12 protein-coding genes and 2 pseudogenes are annotated in these 11133 nt (G+C 36.3%); 3 read left to right on the top strand and 11 right to left on the bottom strand.

What is annotated here, in order from left to right:
• The first annotated feature begins 305 nt into the window (after positions 1–305).
• From BN1206_RS05000 to BN1206_RS04990, 3 genes are all read left to right on the top strand, one after another.
• On the top strand, positions 306–929 hold the full coding sequence (locus BN1206_RS05000) for an IS607 family transposase (protein WP_052543001.1): 624 nt from the start codon (positions 306–308) through the stop codon (positions 927–929).
• Positions 913–2241, top strand: coding sequence for an RNA-guided endonuclease InsQ/TnpB family protein (locus tag BN1206_RS04995; RefSeq protein ID WP_052543000.1), 1329 nt, complete (start codon positions 913–915; stop codon positions 2239–2241). Before BN1206_RS05000 ends, BN1206_RS04995 begins: the two co-directional genes overlap by 17 nt.
• Positions 2242–2615: 374 nt before the next feature.
• Positions 2616–2849, top strand: a complete 234-nt coding sequence (locus tag BN1206_RS04990) for a hypothetical protein (RefSeq protein WP_013641956.1) — start codon at positions 2616–2618, stop codon at positions 2847–2849.
• Positions 2850–2971: 122 nt separating this feature from the next.
• Here BN1206_RS04990 and BN1206_RS04985 read toward each other — a convergent pair whose 3' ends face one another.
• The 11 genes and pseudogenes from BN1206_RS04985 to BN1206_RS04935 all read right to left on the bottom strand — a co-directional run bounded on the left by BN1206_RS04985 (position 2972) and on the right by BN1206_RS04935 (position 10632).
• The gene (locus BN1206_RS04985; RefSeq protein WP_052542999.1) at positions 2972–4093 is read right to left on the bottom strand and encodes an SLAP domain-containing protein; all 1122 of its coding nucleotides are present in this window, start codon (positions 4091–4093) and stop codon (positions 2972–2974) included.
• A 97-nt stretch (positions 4094–4190) separates the two neighbouring features.
• Complete coding sequence (locus BN1206_RS04980; RefSeq protein WP_052542998.1) at positions 4191–4793, bottom strand: HAD family hydrolase; 603 nt, start codon at positions 4791–4793, stop codon at positions 4191–4193.
• A 39-nt stretch (positions 4794–4832) separates the two neighbouring features.
• Entirely contained in the window at positions 4833–5594 is a 762-nt protein-coding gene (locus BN1206_RS04975; RefSeq protein WP_052542997.1) for a nucleoside phosphorylase, read from the bottom strand.
• A 19-nt stretch (positions 5595–5613) separates the two neighbouring features.
• Positions 5614–5778: pseudogene (locus BN1206_RS04970) on the bottom strand (NAD kinase); the annotation flags it as partial.
• Between the two features lie 116 nt (positions 5779–5894).
• A complete protein-coding gene (locus BN1206_RS04965) occupies positions 5895–6563 on the bottom strand; it encodes a type 1 glutamine amidotransferase (RefSeq protein ID WP_052542996.1) in 669 nt (222 codons plus the stop codon).
• Between the two features lie 113 nt (positions 6564–6676).
• Positions 6677–7045, bottom strand: coding sequence for a hypothetical protein (locus tag BN1206_RS10065; protein WP_052542995.1), 369 nt, complete (start codon positions 7043–7045; stop codon positions 6677–6679).
• Positions 7046–7069: 24 nt separating this feature from the next.
• Positions 7070–7596 (bottom strand): annotated as a pseudogene (locus tag BN1206_RS10335) (histidine phosphatase family protein).
• A gap of 90 nt (positions 7597–7686) precedes the next feature.
• Positions 7687–8556 (bottom strand): transporter substrate-binding domain-containing protein, encoded by an 870-nt coding sequence (locus BN1206_RS04950; protein WP_052542994.1) that lies wholly within the window; start codon positions 8554–8556, stop codon positions 7687–7689.
• A 12-nt stretch (positions 8557–8568) separates the two neighbouring features.
• A complete protein-coding gene (locus tag BN1206_RS04945) occupies positions 8569–9309 on the bottom strand; it encodes an amino acid ABC transporter ATP-binding protein (protein WP_013641937.1) in 741 nt (246 codons plus the stop codon).
• Positions 9310–9317: 8 nt separating this feature from the next.
• Positions 9318–9992, bottom strand: coding sequence for an amino acid ABC transporter permease (locus tag BN1206_RS04940; RefSeq protein WP_013641936.1), 675 nt, complete (start codon positions 9990–9992; stop codon positions 9318–9320).
• Entirely contained in the window at positions 9973–10632 is a 660-nt protein-coding gene (locus BN1206_RS04935) for an amino acid ABC transporter permease (protein WP_013641935.1), read from the bottom strand. The genes BN1206_RS04940 and BN1206_RS04935 overlap by 20 nt, the downstream gene beginning before the upstream one ends.
• Between the last annotated feature and the right edge of the window lie 501 nt (positions 10633–11133).

Here is an 11133-nt window from a genome sequence, read left to right as displayed (position 1 = left end):
AATTTGGATTTTTCTATCCCTGCAAATCACATTGCCAGTGTTATCAGTGAATTCGTTGATTCTATTCCTAACGAAGTTATCTTAGAAACCACTTCTAATACAGGCAGACCTGCATATCACCCGGCAAATCACGCCAAGTACAGCCATTTTTAAGGACATAGAGCATGGCACAGAAGATATAGTAAGAAATAATTAACTAAATTAGATCATATTATTAGTCTTGATGTAATAATATGATCTTTTTATTTTACTTTCGCCTATTTATTGAATACATATGATATAATTTTAGTCAAGGAGGTGAAACTATGAAAGCTAATCAAGTAATGGAAATACTTCAAATTAGCCGTTCAACTTTGAAGCGTTATCGTGAAAAAGGCTTTATTAAAGCTGTTCAAAAGCCAACAGGTCAATTTGAGTTTGACGATGATTCGGTTTGGTTGTTTAAAAATAAACATACTCCTCGTCAGACTATTCTCTATGGTCGTGTTTCTACTTATAAGCAAAAACATGATTTAGCTAATCAAATGCAAGAATTACGTGATTTCGCTGAAAATAAAGGCTATCATGTCGATAATTCCTTTTCAGATATTGCCAGTGGCATCTCTTTTAAAAATCGAAAACAGTTCTTTAAATTATTAGACTTAGTTTTGGCAGGCAAAGTTGAAAGAGTAATCATTACTCATCAAGATAGATTGAGTCGTGTAGGGTTTGAGCTATTTGAATACTTGTTTAAAAACTACGGGACAACGATTGAAACTATCTCAAATGAGCTGAATCCTAAGACTGATGAAGAAGAGCTGTTTGAAGAAATTATCAGCCTACTGCATTGCTTCTCTATGAGAGAATATTCTCATAGACGAGTGGAACGTAAGCTTATAGAAAGCACCTTAAATCAGAAAGGCGGTGAAAAAGATGGCAAAAAAGAATAAGCAAGTTCCTAGAAATGACTTGCAATATGAGCAACTAGCCAGTGAATATCTAATTAAAGCTACTCCGAAGCTTGATGAGTATTCTTTAGTAGCACACAATTTGTACAACCGTGCCCTTTTTGACTTAAGACAAGGCTTTTTTAAAAAGAAATATATTAAAGGCTATAGTCAACTCGATCAAATATTTAAAGAACGTTATCAAAAGCGTGAGTTAATGCTTTATCATAGCTTAGGCTATGTCCAATCGGCACAACAGACTTTAAGAGAGGTCACAACTGTTTGGCAATCATTCTTTAAAGCGCTGAAAGCCTACAAAGTAAATCCTAGCAAGTTTAGCGGAAAACCAAGATTGCCCCGTTATTTACGGGACAAACGCCATACCTTCTTTGTAACTAATCAAAACGCTAAAGTTAAAGATGGCTATTTGATTGTTCCAAAATTGGATTTAAAGCTAAAACTTGCGCCTAATATTGAAAAAATTGGACGCGTTGCTTTTAAACCTGTCGCTAATGGCTATAAAGTAATTGTTCCATATAAAGCCAATAAAGAAATTAAATACTTACCAGATAACGGTAAATATATTGGGATTGATCCAGGAATTGATAATGCTTTTGCTTGCGCTTCTAACACTGGTAATCGTCCGCTACTCATTAACGGTCGTGGAATTAAGTCGGTTAACCAGTATTATAATAAAAAGCGTGCTGAATTAAGACAGCTTCAAGCTAGATACCATCAGCTTGAACGAATAATTAATACCAAACAAGGTAAGAAAGTTGTCTATCAAGATACCCAAGCTATGAAGAAAATTACTGCTTGGCGCAATGACAAAATTAGGCAATTTGCCCACAAAGCATCTAAACGTATCGTGGATTATGCGTTAAGCTGTGAGGCAAACACAATTGTCATCGGCAAGAACAAGTCATGGAAAAGAAGTTCAAATATAGGGAAAAGAAATAATCAAAACTTTGTTGGCATTCCCCACCAAGTTATGATCGACATGATTAAATACAAGGCTAATTTAGCAGGAATTACTGTTATTCAAACTAACGAAAGTTACACTAGTCAAACTAGTAGTTTAGATCATGAACAGCCTTGTTGGGAAAACGGCAATAAAAGCAGAAAACGACAAGGTAAAAGCCCTGTTAACAGACGAATTAAACGTGGTTTGTTTAAAGCTAATGATGACCGCTTAATCAATGCGGATATTAACGGAGCTTTGCAAATAATTAGAAAAGTATTCTCGAATTTCCAAGTGAATGACGAGATAGCGGGCGTAGTGTTACGTCCAGTTAAATGGAGTCCTAAGTTTTAGGGCACTACTTAGCAAAGAAAATATAAATCTTATCCAAGTTTATCGGTTGACGCTTTTGTAAAGTTGTCCTTATAGTTTCTAAGCTAGCAAAAGTTTGGGAGTGTACTAAAAAGGTTGAAAGCAGATATTAATAAACGAAGATAAGATAGGAAAATGTGTTCAAATAAAATAAAGTGGATATATTTAACCAATATTTTCTAACATTATGAAGGCAATTGAAATCTACGGTAATGAAATGGTTCCAAAGGTTAAAAAGCATTTTAAAGATAAAGAAAATAAGAAGAAGCTCTTCTCTTTTAAATGGAAGAAATAGGTTGAAAGATTAAAGTGTTAAGTTTAAAATATCTTTTAAACTTTATTTGGAGGTTAGTGTAATGACAACTAACGAGAAAATTATTGCTCTAGTTAAACCAGAATATTTGAAGAAAATTCCAAAGATCTTTAGAAAGCATGCTACTGATAATACTTGCAAGTTAATTGCTAGAGAACATTCAGAGTTATACAAGGCATTTGAAGATGGTGAACCAACTGATAGTCAAAAACAAGAAATGACTGATTTGGTTAATGGCATCTTTGAAGAAAGAATGAAGAAGCATAGTATGCTTTAAGATAATAGATATGAAAACGCCGACGATCTTTTTAGTGAAGGTCATCGGTGTTTTTTTGCCCTAGCAAAAAGAGCCTGACATTATCAGACTCTCTTACGCTTATTCGAGATTTTATATTATATTTACTTCTTTGCGGCAGCTTCTGCTTCAGCAGCTGTGTTTGATGGTGTTAAAGCAACGCTGTCAGTGTCAAATTTAACATCACTAGCTTTTACATAGCCATCAGTAAAGTTAAGGCTACCCTTGCTACCTTCTACAGAATTATAAACTAAATGATAGAATAATTCTGCTTTGTTTTCACTTGGAACCCAAAGATAAAGTAATTTATCAACCTTAAAACGTCCAGATTGTTTCCGAGGGCGATCACCATTAAAGTTAATTACAGTACCGTCAGCATGGTAAATATCTTTAGCTGCTTTAACAGCATAATTATAAATCCAGTAGTTTGTACCTTTGATATGGTAAATGGCTAATTCCCAGTCATCATCACCGTCTCGTCCAGTACCAGCACGTGTTCCTTGTTCTAGGCGGTCAACTACAAACTTATCTCCCATTTTAGCTGTCTTTCCAGAAGGTTGGACCATATCTTTATCAGGTACTTCTACACAAAGGTTGGCAACTCTAGCAGTTACAGTTACATTAGTTTCATCTGGTTGAGTATTATTGGTTGTTGTGTTGTCAGTTGGCTTGTTAGTAGTGGTATTTGATGAAGTATTATTGCTATTTGGAGCCATTGTGGTGTTGGCTCTAATAACTGGTCCTAAGTTATATGATTTAACGTATTGCTTAGCTGGACCGCCTACTCTGAAGCAGTGCTTGCCATTCTTAAATCTGTAAGAACCACCATAAGTAGTGATTGTCTGACCTCTGTACAACTTCCATCTATTTTGGTAACTAGTACGACGTGTAGAAGTACTGTAGATGTAAGTGTTATGTGTAATTCTTCTAGTTACACCGTCAATGTTAGTAGCCTTTAAATATTGATCTTTATCGGCAACTTTATAATAAATGCCATCACCAATCTTTACAGGGCCAGCTACTAATCTAGCATAGCTAAATGCATTATATTTTACGCCAGTGCTGTTGCCATCTTTATCATAAGCAACAGCGGTGTGCATAATCATCTTATTTGTATCATTGGTATCTGCAGCTTGAACTGTGTGAGCCTGTGAGCCAAATGAAAGCATTGGACTTACAGCCATTAAAGCTGCAACTGAGGCTAATATAATCTTGTTTTTCTTCATATAAATCATTCTCTATGAATTTACAGTTATGCTTTTATTTTAATCCCCCCATTTTTAAAGGCAATTAAAAAAGCCGTCTTCATGACGACTTTAAATATTATTTCAATTCATTTATATATTCTTTCAACTCAGGAAGCTTCTTAATATTAAAAGTAAAGACATGCATCCCCAACTTCTGAGCAGTTTCCGTATTCTCCGGACGATCATCAATGAAGAGGCATTCATCAGGGACTAACTGATATCTATTGAGCAGAATTTGATAAATTTTAGGATCTGGCTTCATCAACTTTTCAGCTGCTGAAAAAACTTCACCTTCGAAATATTTGCCATAATCGGTGCTCATTAGATAATTAGCAAACCGCATCCCCGTGTTGGATAAAGCAAACAAGTGATACCCCTTTTGGTGCATATCCTTCATGAAAGCTAGTATTTTAGGAAAATAGATCACTTCTTCAGGCCAAGTGGTCATAATCTTTTCAATCTTGGGTTGCAATTCTGCTGGGAGTTCTCTCTTGAATATATCGGTAGCTTCATCTTCAGTTATCCTTCCTGCATCCACTTCAAGCCATTCTTTTGAACCAAAGATGTTTTTCTTAAAAATAGCACGTTCTTCGTCATTTACGTCATAGTGGTCAATGATCTTATCAGGATCGTAGTCAATTAATACATTTCCAAAGTCAAAAATTATGTTTTTCAGCATTTCATTTACTCTTTCGTTAGGTTATGTACTAATAATAAACTAAATTTGCGTCAAAATTTGTGATCCAATCTCTAAACCTGCTGTGTGTGAAGCGCTGCCCCAATCGCGTTCATCATAATTATCCATATCGGCTAGTGTATCCGCAGTGAATAATATTTGCGTAAAATCAACTTTTCTAAATTGAGCACAAGCAGCCAATGCAGCACATTCCATTTCTACTGTGCTTGCACCTAGTTGACGAAACTGTGCGACCTTCTTAGGAGTTTCTCTAAAGAAACCATCTGTTGTCCAAGTCGTTATCTCATCATATTTAAGATTTAACTTATTAAGTTGTTCCTCTACTCTTTTAATAAATTGAGCGTTCAAGTCAATGAACTGCCCTGGTTCCATATAGTGAAAAGAAGTACCTTCATCGCGTATTGCACGATTAGGTAAAAGCATGGTATTTTCTGGTAGGTCTACTAATGCACCCGCATTTCCTACCGCTAAAACTTCCTTAACACCATAACTTATTAACCAGTCTAAAAGTTGAGTTGCCGCAGGTGCTCCCAATGGTGCTTGACATAGGGTGAAAAGTTCACTATTAATTTCGACTTCATAAACCTTTGGAGTAAAAGAAATAGTATCAAACATTCCTATGGTGCGGTGCAGATGCTTATCTAAGAATGAATCTATTTCTTCTTTTGGCACGAATGCATAAAGTAAACGTGAATGAAAATGAAACGGTGCTTGGTCATGATCTGGCTCAAGTACTGCATGATGATTTTTATCAAAGTCTAAGATGAATGGTTGTTGGTTCATGCTTACTCCCCCATGTCTTGATTTCCTCAATTGTTAATTCATGCCAAGTATAAAAACCTAGCTGACCAGTATGAATACCACCAAAACCAATATGATCGATCTGATCAAAATACTTATGAAAAGCTGACATCAAGGTTCCATCGCCACCAATGGCAATAACTATATCAGGATTTTCATCATCAATTTGGAGAACACTCGAAGCTTCAATTGCTTCTCGCAATTTCTTGAATACGTTCTGCGTTTTTCCCTGTTGTTCGCAATAATTGCAATTTTAGTCATAGAAAATATCTCTTTCAAGTACTATTTAGTAATGTAATCCAAAATTGCAAACATTACATCCTTGTTTTCTGCTGGCACACCATGTGCAATGATCTCACTAGCATTTTGCTTCAAAGCGTTGTTATCATCTGGGTATGAACTATCATTAATGGCAATTTCACGTAAGTTGTCTTCCATTGGTTCAAAGTGGAATTGCAAACCGACGATGTTGTCGCCTAATAAAAAGCCTTGGTTTTCAAGCAAGTCACTTGAGAACAACAACTTGCCACCTTCTGGAATTGAAAACATTTGTTGGTGCCAGTGCAAAGCAGTCAACTTGTCAGGGATGCCTGGAATTTCATGATTCTTCAAATATACAGGAGCCCAACCTACTTCCTTGTATTTAGCATCTGAAACTTCACCGCCAAAGGCCATGGAAATTTGTTGTGCACCAAAGCAAGCACCGAACATTGGCTTGTGTTCTTTGGCTAATTCCTTGATTAATTCTCTTTCTTGCTTGATCCATGGGAAGTCGTCGTTAGGACTCATTGGTCCGCCCAAGATTACCAACATGTCGGTTTCATCTGCAGTTGGCAACTTGCCAAAAGTAGCTGGATGATATACGTAAAATTCGGCGTTGTGTTCATTAGCCCATTTTTCAATTGAACCTGGACCTTCATTAGGTGTATGTTGTAAAACGTTGATTCTCAAAATCTATCCCTCATTTCGATATCTTTTTACTATAATATTTTTAGTTCATTATACACGCGGAACAAAAAATATGACTAATAATTTGCAAGTCTATTCTTATTTATTGCAATAATCTAACTTACCATAGAAAAATGCGATCCAACTAAAAAAAGCGGGAACCGACAAATTGTAACTTTTAATTTTCCATATTTCGACTTTAATCGATCTTTGACATGTTCTAATACTTTGTCACTGACAATATAAAATGTAAGGATCGTTACTAACAAAACATTATATAGTGATACATCTTTGGGTGTAACAAAATACAAAATCCAATAGATAATCAGCAAACTGATCATTACTACATAGCCAGTAATATTGCTGATTTTGTCGATCTTCGGCATATTTTTCTTTTTAGCTATATATTCTCCAGTTCCTAATAAAGCTAAAAGAACTAAAAGTGGGAAAAGCCAATTTCCGTCACTAAAGATACTCAATAACATATTTCTATCCCTTTATATTTTTAATTAAATGTTTGTTACTTCGATTTTAGCCACTGATGCATTGGTAAAACCAATTTTAAAGACCTTTTCAATGTCGATATCAACGGCAACAAGAAAGTTAAAGATTGCACCTGCATGAGAAACCACTAGGACGTTTTCATTTGCTTTGTTTTCTCTACCAATCTCCTCATCGTATCAAGCATTCTCTTTTGAATCTGATCTGTACTTTCACCACCATACTTCACAAAGAAGTTACCACAAGGAACAGGTGGATTCAAACGCTCATCTTCTGCTTCAAATGAACCAAAGTATTCTTCCTTCAATCCTTTTAAACGTTTATAAGGCAGTTGATGATCTGTAGCTAGTTCCAAAGTATCAGATGCTCTTTCAGCAGTTGATGCATAAGCTTTATCAAATTGCTTTCTTTAAAATAGCGGCCCATTTCTTTTGCTAGGTTAATCCCTTCTTCAGTCAAAGGCGAATCAACCCTGGATCTTATGCCATAAGTTAAAGTAAGTCTGGCCATGGCGCATTAAATAAATCGTAGTCATAAGTCTTCCTTTCAAAATCTTCTTATGATTAGATTAGCACACCATACAAAAAAGGAATATACCAAATTAATTGGTGTATTCCCTTTTAGTTTACTTACCCTGTTTCAAAATAATATCTGTTGGCTTAATATCCTTACCAAAGTATTGTCTTAATTCCTTGTTGTAATCTTCGACAAAAAACCTTTCCTTATTTAATTTGGTAATTTCTCGATTAGCCCAGCGAAGTAGTGAGTGGTTACCCTTCTTAACAGCTGGCGAGATGTATTGCTTAGGTCCAATACTCTTAATACCAACGGTGTACTTAGGATTTTGCTTTACCCAAGCATAGAGGTATGAGTTATCATCGGCTAATGCTGCCCCGCGACCATTTTTAAGCGCGTTGAATTGCTGCGTCTTTGAGTCAAATTTTAACAAGTTGACATTGCCTTGCTTTGTGAAGTAATTTTCTGCAGTCGTACCCTTAGTGACGATCAACTTTTTATTCTTCAACTGACTAGCCGACTTAATTGGTGCACTCTTTGGTGAAATTACCCCAACTGAAACTTTCATGTATGGCTTAGCGTAATCAACGACTTCTTTTCTTTCTGGTGTAACTGTGAAGTTAGCCAAAACGATATCAGCTTTATTTGAATTCAAGGTATCTACACGGTTGTTGGCGTTAACCTGGACAAATCTGATTTTTACGCCTAAGTCCTTAGCCATACGGCGAGCCAAGTAGACATCGTAACCTACACGCTTACCGTCGGAATTAACCCAACCATATGGTGGCAGGTCGCCAAAAACGGCCACTCTGATATAACCACGACGTTTGATTTCAGAAACACCATTTTGACTACTCCAGCGACTAGCTGAAGTACCACTATTTAGTCCTTTTTGCGTAAAGCCAAAATAAGCAGAAACGACGACTAAAATGATGGCTAGAACGCTAATGATCCAATTAAAAATATTCTTATCTTTCATTTGCGTCCTCCATTAGAAGTCCATACTATCTAAGAACTCACGCGCACGCGCTGTTTGTGGATTCTTGAAGAAATCTTTTCCCGGTGTATCTTCAAGAATCCTGCCATCTTCAAGGAAGAGCACTTCATCCGCAATTTTCTCAGCAAAATTCATTTGGTGAGTAACGACGATCATGGTCATATGGTCTCGGTTTGATAAATGCTCGACGATTTCTTGCACGCCGCGAACCATTTCGGGGTCGAGGGATGCAGTGATTTCATCCAAAAGCAAAATCTCAGGATTCATGGCCATCGCTCTAACGATCGCAACTCTTTGCTTTTGACCACCGGATAATTCTCTTGGATAGGAATTTTCATAATCTTGCATCCCTACCCGCTCAAGCAACTCCTCAGCCTGCTTTCTAACCTCATCTTCCTGTCGCTTTTGCACCTTAACTGGAGCAAGCAAAATGTTTTCCATCACCGTTAAGTTAGGGAAAAGATCATAGCTCTGGAAAACCATGCCGATCTTTTGTCTAAGCAATTGCCACTCTTTAGTAGTTGGATCGATCTTCTTATCGTGGAAATAGATACTGCCCTTTTGATAATCCTCTAGTCCATTCAAAGTGCGGAGCAGCGTACTTTTACCTGAACCAGACGGTCCAAGAAGAGTTAGCACCTCACCTTTTTTAAGATTAAAGTTGATATCATGTAAGGCTTGCCAATTACCGTAATATTTATCTAAATGTTCTACCTTTAAAATTTCTTCTGTCATAATTACACCTAATCTCTATTTGCTGTTAAACGCTTTGCCCAAGCTGATAATGGATAATCTAAAATGAAATACAAAATGAAGATGAAACCATAAATCCAAAAGACGCCTGTTGGGTACTTCTGATTGTTAGCTTCGATAATCTGCTGGCCCACATTAATTACTTCCATAATATTGATCACCATCAAAAGTGAGGTCGTCTTAATGACACGAGTTGCCAAATTAATCGTTGCTGGAAGCTCTAATTTAACTGCTTGTGGCAATAAAACATACCTAAATAGTTGAAGATTACTTAAGCCAAGTGCAAGTCCTGATTCACGTTGACTCTTTGGTACTGATTCAAGTGCTCCGCGAACGATATCACTGAATTCAGCTGCCACCCATAATGAAAATGCTAGAACTGCCATCCAGGTTGCGGACCAGTTAACATGAAATGTTCTTGGCAAAATGTAATAAACCAAGTAAAGCAGAACGATAGTTGGAACTATTCTGAAGAATTCAAGGTATAGTCGCAAAATAAAACGAACAACTTTATTATGCATCGTACGCAGAATACCGAAGATGGTTCCTAGGGCTAAACCAATAAGCAATGAAACGACAGCAATCCAAATTGATGCCCACAATCCAGCAAATAGTCGCGCCAGATTGGTTCCCTCAAATAAAACATTAATTCCCGAATGCACCATAACGAACTCTCTTTTCTAACCAATTCAAAATCAAAATTAATGGAATTAAAATAATTGCATATGCGACTACCAGCATGAATAAGTATTCATTGGAACGGTAATACATCCCGATCAAGTCCATCGCTGTGTTAGTCAACTCTGGAATTGCAATTACTGAGAAGATTGAGGTCTCTTTAATTAAAAAGATAATGTTGGCAGCTAGTGCAGGTACGCTGAGTGCCAGACCTTGTGGGAAAACGACGTATCTAGCTAGTTGCAAGCGATTCATGCCTAATGCTTTGCCGCTGTTAATTTGACTCTTAGTCACACCATTAAAGCCACCGGTAAAACCTTCTGCCATATATGCTCCACCTAAAAAGATTAATCCGATAATGCCGCAAACTTCTGCGGACATCTTCAAACCCAAAATTGGAAAAGCATAATACAAGAAAAATAGTTGTATCAACAATGGCGTGTTTCTAGCGAGTTCTACATAAGCCGTAGATATCTGACTTAAAACTGACACCTTAAAATATTGAAATAGACTGGCGATAATTCCCACTATGATTGAACCGATGATTCCGACTAATGATAGCCAAAGTGTTAACCTGAACCCGGCCATAAACACAGGCATTGCCTGCTGGATAACATTCCAATTCATTAAAAAACCTCCAAACAATACAAAAAGACCTACGAAATCTAAATTCAGCTTAGATCGTAGGTCTTTAATTACTAATTACAAGAATATAGCGTTATTAATTATTGAAGTACGGTATGCTGAATTTTCTGCATGACAAAGAAAGTTGACAGCATTGACAACATACATTAACAACTTGATTGTTAGCAGTTAAATTCAACATGTTTGTACTCCTTTCCCGAACACTTTTAATAAGTAAGCTATTAACCATAAGTAAGTGTAGTTCTCTGCTTACTAATTGTCAACACAATTAGTAAAAATTATTTAAGTGTCTTAAAATATTATTTGCATATTGCTATTACTATATTTTATCTAGTATAATTTAAAATCATTTGAGAAAGGTAGTCAAAGCAAAGGATGGTACTAATACAAGTGCTGCTTGGCACAATTTTTCTAGTTATCAAAGATCCTTGCGTCAAAATTATTCTTTCATTAATAAGGTTTCAAATTATGTTCCACCAAGAA

The organism is Lactobacillus sp. OTU4228, from assembly GCF_001006945.1.
In the GTDB taxonomy this organism is placed as follows: domain Bacteria; phylum Bacillota; class Bacilli; order Lactobacillales; family Lactobacillaceae; genus Lactobacillus; species Lactobacillus amylovorus.
The sequence above is the reverse complement of the archived record's forward strand: the minus strand, read 5'-3'. Positions and strand labels throughout refer to the sequence as shown.